The sequence below is a fragment of the Mesorhizobium sp. UC74_2 genome (genome assembly GCF_042701485.1).
Classification (GTDB): Bacteria; Pseudomonadota; Alphaproteobacteria; order Rhizobiales; family Rhizobiaceae; genus Mesorhizobium.
In genome coordinates this window covers 1,060,062-1,077,460 of the sequence record NZ_CP170562.1, presented here as the reverse complement: position 1 = coordinate 1,077,460, position 17,399 = coordinate 1,060,062, and the positions used below count along the sequence as shown (strand labels likewise).

Genomic DNA, 17,399 nt, shown 5'->3' with positions numbered 1-17,399 from the left:
ATGGCTTAATTTGGGTGGTTTGAGGGTTGCTTCACCCGCGTACAGCGAACGAAAAACCCTTGGGCCGACATCTGAATTCAAATGCCAGGACCGTTCCAGCCGATCCTTGAAGCATCGCCGGGAGAGTGTGGGCCTGCCCGAACGAAGGGCGAAGCGGTACAGGCGCGCCGGCCGTCAGGCCTTCTGCAAGGCCGCCTGATGGATCAGCGAGCTCCAGCTGTTGGTCGATGCGAGATGACAATAAACCAGCGTCAGCGCGCCTGACTTCCTGAGATCGAGAAAAGCCTCGTCACCCAGCTTGTTGAAGGCATCCTCGTCGATGATCTTGAAGTCGGTGAGGTTGAGCACCTCGCCATTCTCCAGTGTCACGGTGCTGCGACGCTCGGCGAAGAGGCCGTGTGCATCGATCTTGTCGACCATCGCGCGCGTGGCGGCAAAGTCCATCTGGTACTGGTTGCAGAAGGCCAGTGCCTGCTTGGTGGCTTCTGTCGCCTCGGTACCTGCGAAGAATGGCAGCACCTTGTCACCGCGCGCGGCCGCCACGACCTGTTCGACCACCCGGTCGCTGGCCCGATCGACGCAGAGCGCCAGCCGCCCGCTGCCCTGCCCGCCGTCATCGGCGAGGATGAACGGATAACGGCGCACATAGGCGGGAACATAATGCGGCTTTGCCCACTGGCCATCCTTGTCCACGAACAGGTTCTCGCCCTGCCGCAGACCGGTGATGACGACCGGCTGGTTGGCCGGGCCGACAAAGACGATCGGGTAGGACCGCATGGCTGCCGGCATCTCGCCCGTCACAACCGGCAGCGCATGCGCGGCACGCGTAAACGAGAAATCAACCCGCGCAGCGAGACCGAGCGAACCATGCCGGTCGGGATTCATGGCCTCGGGGTTCGCGTAGAAGAGCGGTAGCGCATCCGCGGCTTGAGCGGTTGCCTTGCCATTCTCTGCAGTCATGCCTTGTCCCCCGAAACCAGCACATGTCGATGGCGACTTTTGCCTTCGCCGCGCATCTCCGTCCGGCAGCGTCTTACGCCATCGGCCGGGAAAAAGTCCATCCGCAGCATATCGATGAGACCGGAATAGACCCAAGAATGGTCAGGCGCTACCCCTCCTTCTGCCGGGGGAGACGAGGTTATGCGTCGCCGCGAACTGCCCTGCCCGCTTTCTGCAGCAGCTCGAACGCGTGGAACCGGTTTGCGTGCCAACCGGCATGTGCCGCATCGGGCTGGTAGGTTTCGCCAAGTTCCGACATCGCACCCATGGCCGATGCCATATCCGGGAAATGACCTGCGGCAACGGCGCCGAGTATGGCTGAACCAAGCAGGACAGGTTCCGGCGAGGTCGAGGCTGCCACGACCAGCCCGGTCGTGTCGGCCAGAAGTTGGCGCACCAGCGGACTCTGGCCGGCGCCGCCGCTGACCACGATGGTATCCGTCAAAACACCTTTCGCGGCCTGGACACCGACAATCTGGCGCGCACCATATCCGAGGCCACAGACTCCGGCGAGATAAAGGCCGACCAGCCCATCGAGGCTCGTATCCATGCCGATGCCGGCGATCAGGCCAAGCGCCCCTGGATCAGCAAAAGGCGCGCGATTGCCGAGGAATTCCGGCACGACATGCAGCTTGCCGATCAGTTCAGGCGCGCTTCCCGCGCCGCCATGTCTGCCGGCCTCAATCGCCAGCCACTGGCTCAGGCTCATGCCGTCCTTGTCAGCCCGCGCAGCCGCTTCGGCTGACGCCGGATGCATACGCACCAGATGATCGATCGCGGCGCCCGCGGCAGACTGGCCGCCTTCGTTCAACCAGAACCCCGGCACCATGGCCGAGAAATACGGCCCCCATACGCCGTCCACGAATGCCGGGGCGGCGGTGGTCGACATGGTGCAGGCCGATGTGCCGAAGACATAGGCCATGCGCGTCAGCACGCTTCCGGCAGCGCCTCGCGCCCCCACGGTGCCGATACCACCGGCGTGAGCATCGATGAGGCCGGCAGCCACCGGCGTGCCTTCCATGAGACCCAGGTCACGCGCAGCGTCGGCTGTCAGCCCGCTGCCGAGCGCCGTGCCGGCAGGCACGACTTCGGTGCCGATGCGACGGAACTGCTCGTCTGCCAGCGCGCCAAGTCCGATGGCGCGGAAATAATGCTCGTCCCAGCGCTGCTCATGCGCCAGGTAGGTCCACTTGCACGTCACCGTGCAGACGGAACGCGCAAGGCTGCCTGTCGACTTCCAGGTCAGGAAATCGGTCAGGTCCATGAACTGCCATGCGTTGGCGAAAGTCTCCGGCTTGTGCTCGGCCAGCCACAGCAGTTTCGGCGTTTCCATCTCCGGCGAGATCGCGCCGCCGACATAATTCAGCACTGCTTCGCCGGTGCGGTTGATGCGCGCGGCCTGCGCGGTGGCGCGATGATCCATCCACACGATGATGTTGCGATCGGCCTCGCTGGTCGGCCCGACGCCAAGCGGCCGTCCGCCCTCGCCCAGCACGACAAGCGAACAGGTCGCGTCGTAGCCGATGCCGGCGATCGACGCTGCCGGGACGCCTGATTTGGCGACGGCTTCGCGCGTGCTTGCGGCGACCGCCTGCCAGATATCGTTGCTCGATTGCTCGACGATGTCTCCGGCTTCGCGAAACAGCGCGATGTCGCGCCTGGCAGACGCAAGCATGGTTCCATTGGCGTCGAACACGCCCGCACGGGCACTGCCGGTGCCGACATCGATGCCGATAAAATGTTTTGCCGAAATCATGCGATCACCCGCAAAAACGAGAGAGGAAGAACGTCGCCGCCGAGCAAGCCGGCGGCGTTGGAAATCAAAGATCGTTGCTCTGCGGCAGAATCACCAGATCGCGGATGGTGATGTTGCGCGGCCTGGTCAGCATGAACATCACCGCCTCCGCCACCTCAACTGGCTGCATCAGCCCACCCGCGGCGAGTTCATCCTCCAGTTTCTGCTTCGGCCAGTCGCTGATCAGCGCCGTCACCACCGGGCCTGGCGCAACCGCGCCGACACGCAGGCCGTGCCTGACCACCTGACGGCGCAACGTATGCACGAAGGCCTGGATAGCGTGCTTGGAAGCCGTGTAGATCGGCTCCCAAACCACAGGCACAAGACCGGCGATCGAGCTCGTGACGACAATGTCACCGGTCTTGCGCTCGACCATATGCGGCAACACCGCATGGATGGACCGGAACGCCGCATTGATGTTGAGGTTCAGCATACGATCCCAGGCATCCGGATCCCCTTCCACGACCTCGCCGCCGACATAGGAGCCGGCATTGGCGTGGAAGATGTCGAGCTGGCCGGCCTTCTCCAGGATCTGCGGCATCATGCCGGCCACGCTCTTCGGGTCCATCAGGTCGACCACAACGGGGAATGCCTGCGGCCCAAGGTCCTCGCAAACGGCGGTCAGCGCATCCTCGTTGCGATCGACGAGCGCGACCCGTACGCCTGCCGCCACCAGGTGCCTGGCGCATTCCAGGCCGATGCCCGATGCGGCGCCGGTGATCGCCGCGACTTGTCCGGTAAGGTCCTGAGCCATTTCTGCCTCTGCTTTTGCTTGGTATTGCTTGGAAATTCGAGCAATTCCAGGAAAAGTGCGTAGCGGTTTTCCGTCCGGAATTGCGTAAGACAAAGCTGGAGCGTTTCCGCGTTTCCGTGAAAACGGAAACGCTCCAGATCAGGCGCGGCCGTGCGAGACACGCGACCTGCGTGCCAGCGAGTCGACGATCACGGCGATCGCCAGGACGGCACCGGTGATCATGTATCGAAGCGACGACGACAGATCGAGCAACGTCAATCCGCTGGCGATCGACTGGATGACGATGATGCCGAGCAGGGCCGAATAGGCGCTGCCGCGACCGCCGAACAGGCTGGTGCCGCCGATGACCGCCGCCGCGATGGCATTGAGGTTGACGTCACCGGTGCCTGCCTGCTGGCTGGATGAGGCAAGGCGCGACGCAGCCAGGATGCCGCCGGTCGCTGCCAGGGTCGAGCACAGCATGAAGGCAGTGGTGTAGATATAGCGCACGTTGATGCCGGCGCGGCGGGCCGCTTCGCGGTTGCCGCCGACGGCGTGCATCGAACGGCCCCATTTGGTGCGCTTGAGCGCATAGTTCATCGCCACGACAAGGCCGACGAACAGCCCGAACATCCATGGAATACCGCGCGAGCTGTTGAGATAGAAGACGATCGCCTCGAGCACGACGGTGATGACGCCGGCGCGCGCGACGATGCCAGCCACCGACTGTGCCGACAGGCCTGCCTCGCGACGCCGCGACGCTTCGCGGTATCCCGTCCAGAAAAGGGCGATACCGGCAATCGCGGCAAGCCCGTAGGAAACCCAGGCGGGCATCACCATCAACTGACCGAAATTCACCAAAGGCGACTCATAGGGCAGATTGATCGAGCCGGTCGAACCGAGCAGATAAAGCTGGAGGCCGAGCACTGCGAGCAGGCCGGCCAGCGTCGAAACGAAGCTCGGCATGCCGAAACGGTTGAGCAGCAAGGCATAGACCGATCCGATAACCGCGCCTGCCGCCATGGCAGTGACGATGGCGAAACCGACGGGCCAGCCCTGGTTCACCCACAGCACCCCGACCAGCGCCGAAGCAAAACCGCTGACGGAGCCGACCGACAGGTCGATCTCTCCGAGCATCAGGATGCAGACGATGCCGAGTGAGATGACGCCGACCGTCGAACAATCGAACAGAAGATTGACCAGATTGTTCGCCGACAGGAACACCGGGTTCAGGCTCTGGAACACCGTCCAGATGATGGCGAGCCCAACGATGACCGGCAGCGAGCCGAGGTCGCCCGACCGAACGCGGTCGAAAAAGGCACCGATCGTGCCGACAAGTCCCTCGGCATGTTTCACGCGCACGTCGGCGCGATCGAGAAGCTGCGCTTTGGGCGCATTCTGCGTGGCTTTGTCGGTCATGGCTGGCTCTCCTGAGCTTGCGCGCGGCGGCTGGCCCGGCGGGAAACGGAATTGTTCTCGGCACCGGTGATCGCGCTGACCAGTTCCTGGTTGGACGCATCGGGAAGGAAGACGCCGTTGTTCTTGCCGAGCCTCAGCACCACGATCCGGTCGGCGACGGCGCGGACGTCCTCCATGTTGTGACTGATCATGATCACGCCGAGGCCGCGTTCGCGCACACGCTCGATCAGATCGAGCACCTCGGCGGTCTGGGCGACACCCAGGGCCGCCGTCGGCTGATCGAGCATGATCAGTTTCGGGTCGAGCAGCAGCGAGCGGGCGATGGCCACCGTCTGGCGCTGACCGCCCGACAGCGAAGCGATCGGTTCACGCACGCTGGGAATGCGCGCCGAAAGTTCGTTGAGCAGCTTCCAGGCCTTGATCTCCATCGACACTTCGTCCAGCCGCATCGGGCTGAGTTCCTTGCCGAGGAAGATGTTGGCGACGACATCCAGGTTCTCGCACAAAGCCAAATCCTGGAAGACGGTGGCGATGCCGAGGCCGAGGGCTGTCGCCGGATCGGACAATGCCACGGGTTCGCCCTTGAAGGTGATGGTCCCCGACGTCGGCTGATGCACGCCGGCGAGGACCTTGACCAGGGTCGACTTGCCGGCACCGTTGTCGCCGACAAGGGCGACGACTTCGCCGGCATGGACGTCGAGGTCGATATCGGTGAGCGCCGACACGGCGCCGAATTGCTTGGAGATGCCGCGCAGGCTGAGCACAAGCTCACGTGCCGAGGCAGGCCCCTGTGATGTTCCTGTCATGATGCAAGCCTTCCCAAGAATTTCGCCCAGATGGGCAATGCTGCCCCGCCGCACGCGGCGGGGCAGTCGCGATCAGTGGCTTATTGGGTAATGCCGAGCTTCTTGCAGCCCTCGGCATAGCGGTCGACGCAGAGCTGCTCGGCGGTGGCGATCTTCTTGTCGATGATCTCTGCCTTCAGGTTTTCCTGGGTGACGACCACCGGAACGAACAGCTGCGACGGCGTGTTGAACAGCGTCGTCTCGGCCTTCGGCGTTTCACCCTTGACCAGCTGGACGGCGATGTTCGCTGCCGCGGCAGCGACGATCTCGCTTGGCTTGTTGATGGTGTTGTACTGGTCGCCTGCGATGATCAGCTGCAGTGCCGCCAGCGTGGCGTCATTGCCGGTAATCGGCGGAACCGGGTTGAAACCACCGGCCTTGAACGCCGCGATGGCGCCACCGGCGGTACCGTCATTGGCGGCGACGACACCCAGGATGTTCTTGTCGAAGCGGGTGATCTGGCCGCTCGCCCACTGCTGGGCCTTCGGCGGCGCCCATTCCGGCGTGTCGTATTCGGCCAGGATCGGATAGCCGCTGTTGTCGAGGCCGGCATGGATGCCCTTCTTGATCAGGCCGGCCGCAGCATCGGTCGGCGAACCGTTGATCTGCAAGACACCAGTGCCCTCGCCGGCCTTCACGCCCTTGTCCTTCAGATGTTTGACCAGCGAGTCGGCGATCGACTTGCCGATGGCTTCATTGTCGAAGGAAACATAGAAGTCGGCCTTGGCATCGGGGATCGGCCGGTCATAGGCGATGACCTTCACGCCTTGCGCCTGCGCCTGCTTCACCAGCGAGGCGGCAGCGGTGGAATCGACCGGATCGATGACGATAACCTTGGCGCCCTGCGAGATCATCGAGTTGAATTGCTGCTGCTGGCGTGCTGCATCGGCGTCGGCGTTCTGGTAGAGCACCTTGCAGGACGCGCAGAGCTTCTCCATTTCGGCCTTGAAGCCCGGATAGTCGTGCTCCTCGTAGCGGGTCGAAGCCTGGTCCGGCATCAGGAAGGCAACGGTGGCGCCGTCGGCGCTCTGGGCGAGTGCCGAGCCCGAAGCGAGGGACAGGGCCAGCATCGCCAGGCCGGTCGTTTTCCATGAATGTTTCATTGCATCTTCTCCCTTGAACGATATGACAATGAGTGATCTGAAGAGCTGCCCTCCCAGGCAGCGTGGATCCGTCGGGTCCAATCGGGCCTGCGCGGCGATCCCGCCACGGCACCGAAGCTGACCGAAGGACAAGGCTTTCCCCTCGCGAGCGGCAAACGACCGCTCACGTTGTTCATTTCTTCCGCTGGTGTTCCTCCCTGCCCCTCCTTCTTGGGCGGCCTCGGCCGCGTTTGCTCAGGCGGCTTTTGCCGCGTTGATGTGGTCGATCGTCAGCCGCCGGAAGCGTGACGGCGTCATGCCCTTTTCAGCCAGGAACTGGCGGTTGAAATTCGACAGGTTGTTGAAGCCGACCTCGAAGCAGATATCGGTGATCGGCGCCTCTTCGTCGCTGGTCAGGATCTGGCAGGCGAGATTGATGCGCAGCCGCTTCACATATTGCACCAGCGTCATGCCGGTATGGCGGCGGAAGGCGCGCGAAAAGGCCGAGGTCGACTGCCCGGCGATGCCCGCCAGATCCGCCTCGCTGAACGGATTGGTCAGGTTTTCGCGCAGATAGTTGAGTGCCTTGTTGATGCCCGCTGACATATATCCGGACGGATCCGGCAGGTAGTTCGGGCTCGCCAGCATGTGCGCGCCGTGGCCGCGGCTGAGCAGGCCCGCGATTGCCATAAACAACTCGATGCGACGCACGCCTTGCGCCCGCATCAACTCTTCCATCACCGGCGCGACCTGCCGGCTGGTCTCGGCCGAAAACATCACACCACGCCGTGACTGTTCCAGCACGGGTGCCAGGGCAGCGAGTTCCGGCAGCACCCGCATGGTGTCGCCGATGAAGCCTTCATTGAACTGCAGGATGCGGCAACGCAGCGGGATGGTCGATCCGGCAGGAATGTCACTCACCCAGTTGTGCGGCAGGTTGGGACCAGTCAGCACCAGATTGCCGGGTTCGAATTCACCGATGAAATCGCCGACGAAGTATCGCCCGGCGGTGGCGACCACGAGATGAAGTTCGTATTCGGGATGGAAATGCCAGCGCACCGTGTGGAACGGATAGCCGTGCGACCAGGCCTTGAACGACTCGCCTTGGCGAATCTGGACGACTTCCAGGTCCGGACCCATGTTCGTTTCCTCCAGGCACGAGACGGTCTTGCCGCTGCGGCCCTTTCCCAATCGGCTGGATGCGCTCCAGCTCTGACCATCGAAACAAACGCTAGTCCCCACGCCACGACGGCGCCACCACGTTTGGTCATTCGCAATGATACTTTTTTGACCTTTACCGGTAAATATCTGCAGGAGTGGCCAGAACTGTTGCCGATCGCCCACCGCTCACATGGTCCTCAGCAGTCCCGGCATCATTTCATTAAGCATTGATTTACCAACGCAGGCGGCGGCTGTGGTTGTCGAAACGAAACGTTTCGCTTCGGCGCTTCGAGTCGAATAGCCCCGAGATCGGTCGGGCTCATCGCACAAACGGCTCATGGCGGACTCGGGCAACACGGTTGCTCTGGGCCGTGATGGGTCCGATCACCCTCTTCGGGCAATTCGCCGTGATCTCTCCGCCCCTCTTTCATAACGATCCGCATATGAGATCGGCTTCAGATATCATTTTACCACCCCCCCAGGTTGGGCGATGGTGCTGCCTTCCGGCTGGATAGGTCCCCGGCCGCGCCATCGTTTCGAGCACCGGATGCGAACACAGGTCGTCATTGTTGGTTCCGGCCCCTCGGGCCTGCTGCTTGGCCAGCTCCTGACTGGAGCAGGCATAGACAACGTCATTCTCGACCGGGTCGGCAAGGACTACATCCTCGGCCGTGTCCGCGCCGGCGTGCTGGAACAAGGCACAGTCGAGCTGGTGCGCAGAGCCGGCGCCGACGCGCGCCTGCGTGCTGAGAGCATTACGCATGACGGCTTTTCCATCGCTTTCGACGGACGCGACCATCGCATCGATCTTGCTGCCCTCACCAGCAACCATGTCACCGTCTATGGCCAGACCGAAATGACGCGCGACCTGATGGCCGCGCGCGAGGCCTCGGGCCCATCGACCTTCTATGAAGTCGAGAATCTCGCCTTGCAGGATTTCGATACCGACAACCCTTACGTCACCTACGCCAAGGACGGCGTCGCCGAGCGGATCGATTGCGACGTCATCGCTGGCTGCGACGGCTTCCACGGGATCAGCCGCCGTAGCGTCCCGGCGGGCGCCATACGAACCTTCGAACGCGCCTACCCGTTCGGCTGGCTGGGTTTACTTGCCGAGGTGCCGCCGGTAAGCGACGAACTGGTCTATGCCAGCCACGAACGTGGCTTCGCGCTCTGCTCGATGCGCTCGACGACGCGTTCGCGTTATTATGTGCAAGTGCCCGCCGACGAGCAGATCGAAAACTGGAGCGATGATCGCTTCTGGGATGAATTGCGCAGCCGGCTGCCCCGTCACCATGCCGAGGCCGTGACCACTGGGCCATCCTTCGAGAAATCGATCGCGCCGCTGCGCTCCTTCGTGGCGGAGCCGTTGCGCTTCGGTCGTCTCTTTCTCGTCGGTGACGCCGCCCACATCGTCCCGCCAACCGGCGCCAAGGGACTGAACCTTGCAGCCAGCGACGTGCACTACCTGTTCAACGGCCTGCGCGAGTTCTTCCTCGACAGATCCATGGCCGGCATCGATGCTTACTCCGGACGCGCATTGGCCAGGGTATGGAAGGCAGTGCGCTTCTCCTGGTGGATGACCACCCTGCTCCACCGCTTCCCCGGCCGCACTGATTTCGAGCACCGCATCCAGGACGCCGAGCTCGACTACCTGACGCATTCTCATGCTGCGGCGACCGCACTCGCGGAGAACTATGTCGGCTTGCCGTATTGACGGCTGATGCACTGCAGGGGACGGAGCACGGTTATTGTGACAACTCCCTTGCCGCTTCGCGCAGCGTCTGCATCAGCAGGCTCAAAGCCAGCGTCGGTTGCTGGTCCGCGCGGATGGTGAGCCCGACCGGCCCCTTGGTTTCGCTGGTATCGATCGGCAATATTGCCAGCACTCCATCTTCGACATCGGCAGTCACCACCCCTTCGGAAATCACCCAGACAGCATCGTTCGAGCGCACGAAGGCGCGGCCGAAGGCATGTGACACCGTTTCTATCTGGGTCGGCCAACTCGGCACGCCGTTGGCGATCAGCAACCGCTCCACGAAGGGACGGATGATCGAAGTCCGTGTCGGCATCAGTGCTACGTAGCGGGTGAGGTCGGCAAAATCGAAGGCGCCGCGGGCCAAAAGAGGATGGCCGGCACGCACCACGAAACGCACCTCTTCCGAATAGAGATGTTCGAACGAAAAGCCGGTCATCTGCTCCGGCGCCGCCAACCGCCCGACAACGATGTCGAGATCACCGACGCGCAACTGGCCGAGCAGCACGGCGTTCTCGCCGGTGACGATCTTGACGCGGCTGCCGGTGTTTTCACCAAGAAACAGCGCCATGGCGCGTGGCATTATGCGCGTGGAGACCGTCGGCAATGCACCGATCCGCACCGGATCGGCGTTGCCCAGTCCATCCGCTGCGATGGAATCCACGCCCTGCCGCAGCGCCGAGATGGCGGCGCCCGCGTGACGCAGGAACACTTCACCGAGACGCGTGACACGAATGCCGCGACCGTCGCGCTCCAGGACACGCACGCCGAGCGCGTCCTCCAGCTCGCGGATGGTCTTGGTCACCGCAGGTTGGCTGACATGCAGCATTTCGGCAGCCTTCATCACGCTTTTCTGACGTGCGACCTCGACGAATGTCTGCAGATGTCGGAACTTGATGCGTTGATCGATCATGCCGCCCATAACCTACCAGTTAACGAACCGGCGCAATTTATTATTTTACTTAACCAAACGAAAGGGCAACAACAGCAAGGGAGGTGTGCATGCGAGCGACACGGATCAATGATATCGTCCTGCATCACCGCCTGACGGGTGCCCCGTCCGACGACCCGGTCGTCGTATTCATCAATTCGCTCGGCACCGATTTCCGCATCTGGGACGAGACCGTGGCTCGCCTGGCAGGCCAATGCGCCACGCTCGTCTACGACAAGCGCGGCCACGGCCTTTCGGATCTCGGTAACGCCCGGCCAAGCATCGCCACCCATGCCGCGGACCTTGCCACCCTGCTCGACCATCTCGCCATCAAACGCGCGATCATTTGCGGGCTTTCGATCGGCGGCCTCATCACGCTGGAGCTCTATGCCAGTCGTCCTGACCTCGTGCAGGCGGTGATCCTCAGCAACACCGCCCACAAGATCGGCACAGCGCAATCGTGGAACGAACGCATCGGGATCGCCGAAACCAGCGGCATCGCCGCCTTTGCCGACGGCGTGATGGAAAAATGGTTCACCCCGGCCTTCCATAGCGGGCGGGCCGACGAGCTATCCAGCTACCGCAACATGCTGACCCGCCAGCCTGTCACCGGCTATGTCGCTGCCTGCAAGGCACTCGCTGGTGCCGACCTCACCGAGACTGCAAGAAAAATTTCGGTTCCGGCACTGTGCATCGTCGGCGACCAGGACGGTTCGACACCGCCGGCACTCGTGCGATCCCTCGCTGATCTCGTGCCCGGTGCACGCTATGAGGTTATCGAAGGCGCGGGGCACATCCCGTGCGTCGAGCAGCCTGAAACCTTCACCGCACTGATCAGCGCCTTCATCCGCTCGCAAACACCGGGACGCTGACATGGCCAAAACCGAGACGACGTCGGAACGCTACAGGCAGGGGACAAAAACCCGCCGCGCAGTGCTTGGCGATGTCCATGTCGACAGAGCGGAGCGTGCAACCACCGATTTCGATCGCCCCTTTCAGGAACTGATCACCGAAGCAGCGTGGGGCGCGGTGTGGGCGCGCCCCACCTGGACGGCCCGCGAACGTTCCATCGTCACCATCGCGCTGCTGGCGGCCCTTGGACATGACGAGGAAGTGGCCATGCATGTGCGCGCCACCGCCAATACTGGGGCGACACGCGAGGACATAACCGAGGCCATGCTGCATGTCGCGATCTATGCCGGCGTACCGGCGGCCAACCGCGCGATCCGCATCGCCAAACAGGTCTATGAGACGCTCGACGCCGAAAGGGAAGCCAGACCATGACGGACCGCAACCCCGACACTGGCGCCTTCTTCACGCGCGACCGCACCTGGCACCCGCCTGCCTATACGCCCGACTACAAGACTTCGGTGCTGCGTTCGCCGCAGCGGGCACTGCTGGCTCTGGACAACACGCTCTCCGAGATCACCGGCCCGGTCTTCGGCCACGCGATCCTCGGCGATCTGGACAACGACCTCATCCATAATTTCGCCCGCTCTGGCGAAGCCGCGATCGGCGAACGCATCATCGTCCATGGCCGGGTCCTGGACGAAAGCGGACGCGGTGTGCCGGGAGCGCTGATCGAAGTGTGGCAGGCCAATGCCGGAGGTCGCTACCGTCACAAGAAGGAAGGCTATCTGGCGGCGCTCGACCCCAATTTCGGCGGCTGTGGGCGCTGCATCACCGACGAGAATGGCAACTACCGTTTCCGCACGGTGAAGCCTGGCCCCTACCCCTGGCCGAACGGCCCCAACGACTGGCGCCCCGCGCACATCCATTTTTCCGTCTTTGGCCACGGCTTCGGCCAGCGGCTGATCACGCAGATGTATTTCGAGGGCGATCCGCTGATCTGGCGTTGCCCGATCGTGCGCACCATTCCCGATCGACGCGCTGTGGAACTGCTGATCGCGCCGCTCGACATGGCCAACACCATTCCCATGGACGCGCGCGCCTACAAATTCGATATTGTCCTGCGCGGCAGGCGCTCGACGCTTTTTGAAAACCGCCTGGACGGCAATTAGGCGTGAACCATCAAGATCGAGACGACATCGGAAACGGCAACGGGTTCACGACCGCCATGACGCAGGATCTCAGCTATCTGAAGGAGACCGCTTCGCAGACGGCGGGCCCTTATGTGCATATCGGCCTGACACCGAATGCCTCCGGCATCAGCGGCGTATATCCGACCGACCTCGGCGCGGCGATGGTGAACGACCGAACAAAGGGAACCCGGATCACCATCCGTGGCCGCGTCATCGACGGCGCAGGCGCGCCGTTGCGCGATGGCCTGGTCGAGATCTGGCAGGCGGATGCGGCTGGCCTCCACAACAGCCCCGGTGAGCCCCGTGGGCAGGCCGATCCGGATTTCACCGGCTGGGGCCGCTGTGCATGCGACGGCGACGACGGTGAGTTCACCTTCCACACCATCAAGCCTGGCCGAATACCGTTCAAGGATGGTCGGTTGATGGCGCCGCACGTCACCTTCTGGATCGTCGCCCGCGGCATCAATCTTGGCCTGCACACACGCATGTATTTCCCTGAGGAAGAGCAGGCAAATGCGGCGGATCCGCTGCTTCTGCGCCTCGAACACCGCGACCGCGTCAAGACCATGATCGCACAGGCCGAGACCACTGACGGCTATCGGTTTGACATCCATTTGCAAGGCGAGCGGGAGACCGTCTTCCTGGATATCTGAGCCCGATGAGCGTTTGCCCTTTCGATCATCCCATCCTTGGCAGCCTTCTCGGCGACGAAGAGATTGCCGCCTATTTTTCCGTCGAGGCGGAAATGAAGGCGATGCTTGCGTTTGAGGCAGCGCTGGCCTCCATCGAAGCGAAGGCCGGCTTGATACCGGGAGAGTCGGCGGCCGCCATCATCGACGCAATCACCACCTTCGAGCCCGACATTGACCGACTGCGTATTGCGGTCTCGATAGATGGCGTTGTCGTGCCGGAGCTGGTGCGGCAGCTGCGCGAAGCGGTCGGCGGCAAGGCCGCATCCCATGTCCATTTCGGCGCCACCAGCCAGGATGTCGTCGACAGCGTCCTGATGCTGCGCCTGAAACCGGTGCTTGCCATCATCGAACAGCGTCTCGTTATTTTCCTGCGTACGCTCGACAGTCTCGAAAAGCGTGATGGCAAGCGCGTCCTGTTGGCCGCGACGCGCATGCAGCCCGCAATCCCGATCCCGGCGGGCGACCGCATCGAGAGCTGGCACGGACCGGCCGAGCGCAATCTCGAGCGGCTGCGTGCATGGATGGCGGACGGGTTCGCCCTGCAGTTCGGGGGTGCAGCCGGAACGCTCGATAAGCTCGGCGACAGGGCGAGCGAGGTGCGCTCGGCGCTTGCAGGCGAACTCGGGCTGGCCGATCGCCCGCAATGGCACAGCCAGCGCGACCGCATCGCCGACCTGGCTTCCGTTTTGTCATTGATCTCGGGAAGCCTCGGCAAGTTCGGTCAGGACATCAGCCTCATGGCACTCGCGGGGGACGCCATCGAACTCGCCGGTGGCGGCGGCTCTTCGGCCATGCCGCACAAGCAGAACCCGATCTATGCCGAAGTGCTGGTGACATTGGCCCGTTTCAACGCCGCACAGCTTGCTGGCATGCATGCCGCACTGGTGCACGAGCAGGAACGATCGGGAGCCGCCTGGACGCTGGAATGGATGCTGCTGCCGCAGATGATTGTTGCCACCGCAACCGCCACAAGGCTGGCCACCGAGCTCACCGCCAGCATCCGGCGGCTGGGCGGCACGACATAAGTGCTTTCGTTTTGTTGCTCGTCGCTAGGCGTATTTGGTCGCCGATTTGAGCATCGGCGCCGGAAGCGCCGGAAAAAGCGTCTCGATCGAAGCCGCGATCGCCAGCAGCACCCGATCCGTGCCAGGTAGCCCGTCCAGGGCCAGCCCCACAGGCAATCCCCGGTCCGTCAATCCAACCGGCAGGCTGATGCCCGGCAGGCCGGCAACACTGCCGGGATCGGTGTTGCGGATGAAGGTCTGGAAGGTCGGTACGCGCCGGCCGTTGAGTTCGACATCGACATCCTCACCGATCGGACGGGCGGGCAACGGCGTCGTCGGAAACACCAGCGCATCGATGCCGTGCACCCTGAAATGATCGCGATAGGCCTGGATCAGCCGCGGCCGATGGACATCCATCGCCTCCTGATAGACAGCCCTCGGAACCATGGTGGCCGGATCGCTGAGGAGGCGCATGATGCCCTGCACGTCCGGGCTAGCGGCCTTCCCCACGATGTCGTCGAATCGTACCGCCGCGCCGCTTTCCGCCAGATAGGCCACGATGTCTCGACCCGGCTCGTAGAAGGCGATGATGTTGCTGGCGGCGGCATTGAGCGCGGCAAGGTCCGCAACATCGGCCTCCACCAGCGTCACGCCGGCCGCCTTCAGCAATGTCAGCGCCTGCAGGCAGACCCGCTCCGTTTCGGGGTCCAGATCGTCCCAGAAATAGCCGCGCGGCACGCCGAGGCGCAGTCCGTCCAGCGACCGATCGGCAGAAATGTCGGCGCTGCCGGTGACGACCCGGTCCATCAACTCGAGATCGGCGACACAACGCGCCATAGGACCAGGCGTGTCGCGCGTCGACGAAATCGGTACGATGCGGCGTGCTGGCCAGCGCCCGGCGGAGGGGCGCAGAGAAGCGATGCCGCACAGGGCGGCCGGCACCCGCACCGAGCCTCCTGTGTCGGTGCCGATGCCACCTGGGGTTAGGCGTGCCGCACAGGAGGCACCGGCACCGCCCGATGACCCGCCTGGGATCATCAGGGGATCATAGGGATTGCGGATCGCGCCGGAAAAGGCGTTGTTGTTGGTGATGCCGAAGGCCAGCTCATGCATGCCGGTCCGACCCAGAAAAATGGCGCCGGCATTGCGCAGGGCAGCCGCGACCGGAGCATCCTTCTTCGGGCGATGGCCGGCAAGGCTGGGCGTGCCGGCGCAGCATTCCTGGCCGGCAATGTCGATGTTGTCCTTGATGCCGAGCGGCACGCCGGCAAGAGGTCCGAGCGCCTCGCCGCCGCTGCGCACCTGATCCACTGCGCGAGCGGCTTGAAGCGAAGCATCCGCATCAAGTGAAACGAAAGCATTGAGATACGTGTAGGTCGCACCGCGGTCGAGAAATGTCTCGACAAGATGCTCGGTGCTCACCTCGCCGTCGCGAATGGCTTTCGCCGCAGCCGCAACGCCGAGCTCATGCAACTCAGCCATCCAGTCCTCCTCACCCGATCGCGCGAAGCGAATTCTAGAGGCACGAGCTCACCGCGGGTATCAGCAGAAATGCGGATGCGCCCGGCTTAACCGTCCAAGCGGGAAACGGTGGCCGCCAGCTCCGCGCGGTTGGCGCAACCGCGCTTTTCCATGGCATGCGAAAGATGCGTGCGCACCGTGGCGAAGCCGATGCCGAGCAGCCGGGCTATATCGCGATCGGTGCAGCCGCGCGCCACCAGAACGGCAACATCACGTTCACGCGGCGTCAGATCGTCACCGTGCAGCGAAGCCCGCAGCAGTGCACGCCTCAGGAACGGCTCCAGCATGTCGAGCAGCACGACGTCGCGTTCCTCGAATTCAGGCCGCGCCTTGGCGCGCCAGATGCGCAGGTCACCAAGGTCCTTGCCATTGTCGAAGACGAACAAATTGATGCCGTGATGCATGCCATCGCGAGACAGGAAATCGTTGAAGAATTCCGTGTGTTCGAGCCTGCGGTGCGGAATAACGAGTTCGACCGGCGTCGCCCGTTTGCGTGCACGCAACTGTTGCGTCATCGGATCGCGGAACTGAAACCAGTCGTCATAGGCCCTGAGATTGTCCTCGCTCATCCGGTAGGCGCGAGAATACTCGAAAATCCCCTTGCCTTCATTCCAGACATAAGAAGCGCCGAAATCCGAGCGCGTCAGCCGAATGATGTCTGCCAGCATATCGCCGCGGGCGTCGGCGCCCGGACCGACACGTTCGAGGCGTGCGACGATATCGCCATACAGGCGGATTTCGTCGGACGTGATGTCCCTCATCACAACGCCCATGACCCGCTCCTCCCCAGCAACAGGCTCGCGGATGCGGACTATAATTGGCGATCGTGCCCTGTCCATCTCGTCAGTCGACGAAATGAACAGGGCGCGGAAGTTTCCGAAAGCTAACGCCGTTCCTTGATCAAAAGATCGAATGATGCAATCTTCCGGCCAGATCCAATGGCGATCCGAACCGGGGGAATCCGCTTCACCATGACAGTCTCTGCCCAGACCTATCCACCGATCAACCAGACGATCAGTTTCTTTCGCGTCAGCGATCTCCAGCGCACCCGCGCCTTCTACGAAAGGGCTTTCGGCTTGCGCCTTGTCTTTGAGCGCGACGGCAAGGTGCTGATCCTGCAAGCCACGGGAGAGAGCTTCTTCGGTTTCGTCAAAGGCGAACTGCCGGCGGACCAGCCGCGCATGGGCGCCATCACGCTTGTCTCCTCCGATGTCGATGACTGGTCGAAACGCCTCGCCGAACTCGGCATCGAGACGAAGGGGCCGCCGATCTTCAAGCCGGAATTCGGCATCTACATCCTCTATGTCACCGATCCGGACGGCTACACGGTTGAAGTGCTGGAGATGCGGGCCGAAGGCTGGCCGCACAAGGCGCAATGAGGAGCCCGTCGATGGCCGCGGGCGCCTCGCGTCAAGCGGC

The 17,399-nt window shown here is 63.1% G+C and carries 17 protein-coding genes; 7 read left to right on the top strand and 10 right to left on the bottom strand.

All coding sequences use genetic code 11. The features are described 5' to 3' along the window. Nucleotides 1-174: 174 nt before the first annotated feature. The 7 genes from ACFJIU_RS05115 to ACFJIU_RS05085 all read right to left on the bottom strand — a co-directional run bounded on the left by ACFJIU_RS05115 (nucleotide 175) and on the right by ACFJIU_RS05085 (nucleotide 8,013). Entirely contained in the window at nucleotides 175-960 is a 786-nt protein-coding gene (locus ACFJIU_RS05115; protein WP_379068254.1) for a SapC family protein, read from the bottom strand. A 178-nt stretch (nucleotides 961-1,138) separates the two neighbouring features. Next, a complete protein-coding gene (locus ACFJIU_RS05110) occupies nucleotides 1,139-2,755 on the bottom strand; it encodes an FGGY-family carbohydrate kinase (protein ID WP_379068251.1) in 1,617 nt (538 codons plus the stop codon). A gap of 64 nt (nucleotides 2,756-2,819) precedes the next feature. Beyond that, nucleotides 2,820-3,548, bottom strand: a complete 729-nt coding sequence (locus ACFJIU_RS05105; protein WP_379068248.1) for an SDR family oxidoreductase — start codon at nucleotides 3,546-3,548, stop codon at nucleotides 2,820-2,822. A 138-nt stretch (nucleotides 3,549-3,686) separates the two neighbouring features. After that, complete coding sequence (locus tag ACFJIU_RS05100) at nucleotides 3,687-4,946, bottom strand: sugar ABC transporter permease (RefSeq protein ID WP_379068245.1); 1,260 nt, start codon at nucleotides 4,944-4,946, stop codon at nucleotides 3,687-3,689. Beyond that, a complete protein-coding gene (locus tag ACFJIU_RS05095) occupies nucleotides 4,943-5,752 on the bottom strand; it encodes an ATP-binding cassette domain-containing protein (protein ID WP_379068242.1) in 810 nt (269 codons plus the stop codon). Before ACFJIU_RS05095 ends, ACFJIU_RS05100 begins: the two co-directional genes overlap by 4 nt. Nucleotides 5,753-5,832: 80 nt before the next feature. After that, nucleotides 5,833-6,894, bottom strand: a complete 1,062-nt coding sequence (locus tag ACFJIU_RS05090) for a sugar ABC transporter substrate-binding protein (RefSeq protein WP_379068239.1) — start codon at nucleotides 6,892-6,894, stop codon at nucleotides 5,833-5,835. 234 nt (nucleotides 6,895-7,128) lie between these two features. Continuing rightward, complete coding sequence (locus ACFJIU_RS05085; protein ID WP_379068236.1) at nucleotides 7,129-8,013, bottom strand: helix-turn-helix domain-containing protein; 885 nt, start codon at nucleotides 8,011-8,013, stop codon at nucleotides 7,129-7,131. A gap of 568 nt (nucleotides 8,014-8,581) precedes the next feature. On the opposite strand from ACFJIU_RS05085, the gene pobA reads away from it, so the two are divergent. Continuing rightward, a complete protein-coding gene (gene pobA, locus ACFJIU_RS05080) occupies nucleotides 8,582-9,751 on the top strand; it encodes a 4-hydroxybenzoate 3-monooxygenase (protein ID WP_379068233.1) in 1,170 nt (389 codons plus the stop codon). 31 nt (nucleotides 9,752-9,782) lie between these two features. Here pobA and pcaQ read toward each other — a convergent pair whose 3' ends face one another. Next, a complete protein-coding gene (gene pcaQ, locus ACFJIU_RS05075; protein ID WP_379068230.1) occupies nucleotides 9,783-10,703 on the bottom strand; it encodes a pca operon transcription factor PcaQ in 921 nt (306 codons plus the stop codon). A gap of 89 nt (nucleotides 10,704-10,792) precedes the next feature. Between pcaQ and pcaD the strand changes: the two genes are divergently transcribed. Genes pcaD through ACFJIU_RS05050 form a run of 5 tightly spaced genes read left to right on the top strand, consistent with a single transcriptional unit; the run spans nucleotide 10,793 to nucleotide 14,480 of the window. Then, on the top strand, nucleotides 10,793-11,593 hold the full coding sequence (gene pcaD, locus ACFJIU_RS05070) for a 3-oxoadipate enol-lactonase (RefSeq protein WP_379068227.1): 801 nt from the start codon (nucleotides 10,793-10,795) through the stop codon (nucleotides 11,591-11,593). Nucleotide 11,594: 1 nt separating this feature from the next. Continuing rightward, nucleotides 11,595-12,005: a 4-carboxymuconolactone decarboxylase gene (pcaC, locus tag ACFJIU_RS05065; protein ID WP_379068224.1), complete on the top strand. Its 411-nt coding sequence runs from the start codon at nucleotides 11,595-11,597 to the stop codon at nucleotides 12,003-12,005. Then, the gene (gene pcaH / locus ACFJIU_RS05060) at nucleotides 12,002-12,742 is read left to right on the top strand and encodes a protocatechuate 3,4-dioxygenase subunit beta (protein ID WP_379068221.1); all 741 of its coding nucleotides are present in this window, start codon (nucleotides 12,002-12,004) and stop codon (nucleotides 12,740-12,742) included. The genes pcaC and pcaH overlap by 4 nt, the downstream gene beginning before the upstream one ends. 56 nt (nucleotides 12,743-12,798) lie before the next feature. Beyond that, complete coding sequence (gene pcaG, locus ACFJIU_RS05055; RefSeq protein WP_379072965.1) at nucleotides 12,799-13,416, top strand: protocatechuate 3,4-dioxygenase subunit alpha; 618 nt, start codon at nucleotides 12,799-12,801, stop codon at nucleotides 13,414-13,416. Between the two features lie 5 nt (nucleotides 13,417-13,421). After that, nucleotides 13,422-14,480, top strand: a complete 1,059-nt coding sequence (locus ACFJIU_RS05050; protein WP_379068218.1) for a 3-carboxy-cis,cis-muconate cycloisomerase — start codon at nucleotides 13,422-13,424, stop codon at nucleotides 14,478-14,480. Between the two features lie 24 nt (nucleotides 14,481-14,504). Here ACFJIU_RS05050 and iaaH read toward each other — a convergent pair whose 3' ends face one another. Then, nucleotides 14,505-15,941, bottom strand: coding sequence for an indoleacetamide hydrolase (gene iaaH / locus ACFJIU_RS05045; RefSeq protein WP_379068215.1), 1,437 nt, complete (start codon nucleotides 15,939-15,941; stop codon nucleotides 14,505-14,507). A gap of 86 nt (nucleotides 15,942-16,027) precedes the next feature. Further along, nucleotides 16,028-16,753, bottom strand: coding sequence for a LuxR C-terminal-related transcriptional regulator (locus ACFJIU_RS05040; protein ID WP_379068212.1), 726 nt, complete (start codon nucleotides 16,751-16,753; stop codon nucleotides 16,028-16,030). 198 nt (nucleotides 16,754-16,951) lie between these two features. On the opposite strand from ACFJIU_RS05040, the gene ACFJIU_RS05035 reads away from it, so the two are divergent. Then, nucleotides 16,952-17,359, top strand: coding sequence for a VOC family protein (locus tag ACFJIU_RS05035; RefSeq protein WP_379068209.1), 408 nt, complete (start codon nucleotides 16,952-16,954; stop codon nucleotides 17,357-17,359). The last annotated feature ends 40 nt before the right edge of the window (nucleotides 17,360-17,399 follow it).

Excerpts from the sequence above, each read along its gene's own strand:
- pcaH (WP_379068221.1), top strand. The coding sequence starts at position 12,002 with ATGACGGACCGCAACCCCGACACTGGCGCCTTCTTCACGCGCGACCGC.
- ACFJIU_RS05095 (WP_379068242.1), bottom strand. The coding sequence starts at position 5,752 with ATGACAGGAACATCACAGGGGCCTGCCTCGGCACGTGAGCTTGTGCTC.
- ACFJIU_RS05115 (WP_379068254.1), bottom strand. The coding sequence starts at position 960 with ATGACTGCAGAGAATGGCAAGGCAACCGCTCAAGCCGCGGATGCGCTA.
- ACFJIU_RS05100 (WP_379068245.1), bottom strand. The coding sequence starts at position 4,946 with ATGACCGACAAAGCCACGCAGAATGCGCCCAAAGCGCAGCTTCTCGAT.
- ACFJIU_RS05035 (WP_379068209.1), top strand. The coding sequence starts at position 16,952 with ATGACAGTCTCTGCCCAGACCTATCCACCGATCAACCAGACGATCAGT.
- ACFJIU_RS05110 (WP_379068251.1), bottom strand. The coding sequence starts at position 2,755 with ATGATTTCGGCAAAACATTTTATCGGCATCGATGTCGGCACCGGCAGT.
- pobA (WP_379068233.1), top strand. The coding sequence starts at position 8,582 with ATGCGAACACAGGTCGTCATTGTTGGTTCCGGCCCCTCGGGCCTGCTG.
- ACFJIU_RS05085 (WP_379068236.1), bottom strand. The coding sequence starts at position 8,013 with ATGGGTCCGGACCTGGAAGTCGTCCAGATTCGCCAAGGCGAGTCGTTC.
- ACFJIU_RS05050 (WP_379068218.1), top strand. The coding sequence starts at position 13,422 with ATGAGCGTTTGCCCTTTCGATCATCCCATCCTTGGCAGCCTTCTCGGC.
- pcaQ (WP_379068230.1), bottom strand. The coding sequence starts at position 10,703 with ATGATCGATCAACGCATCAAGTTCCGACATCTGCAGACATTCGTCGAG.
- ACFJIU_RS05105 (WP_379068248.1), bottom strand. The coding sequence starts at position 3,548 with ATGGCTCAGGACCTTACCGGACAAGTCGCGGCGATCACCGGCGCCGCA.
- ACFJIU_RS05090 (WP_379068239.1), bottom strand. The coding sequence starts at position 6,894 with ATGAAACATTCATGGAAAACGACCGGCCTGGCGATGCTGGCCCTGTCC.
- iaaH (WP_379068215.1), bottom strand. The coding sequence starts at position 15,941 with ATGGCTGAGTTGCATGAGCTCGGCGTTGCGGCTGCGGCGAAAGCCATT.
- pcaC (WP_379068224.1), top strand. The coding sequence starts at position 11,595 with ATGGCCAAAACCGAGACGACGTCGGAACGCTACAGGCAGGGGACAAAA.
- ACFJIU_RS05040 (WP_379068212.1), bottom strand. The coding sequence starts at position 16,753 with ATGGGCGTTGTGATGAGGGACATCACGTCCGACGAAATCCGCCTGTAT.
- pcaG (WP_379072965.1), top strand. The coding sequence starts at position 12,799 with ATGACGCAGGATCTCAGCTATCTGAAGGAGACCGCTTCGCAGACGGCG.
- pcaD (WP_379068227.1), top strand. The coding sequence starts at position 10,793 with ATGCGAGCGACACGGATCAATGATATCGTCCTGCATCACCGCCTGACG.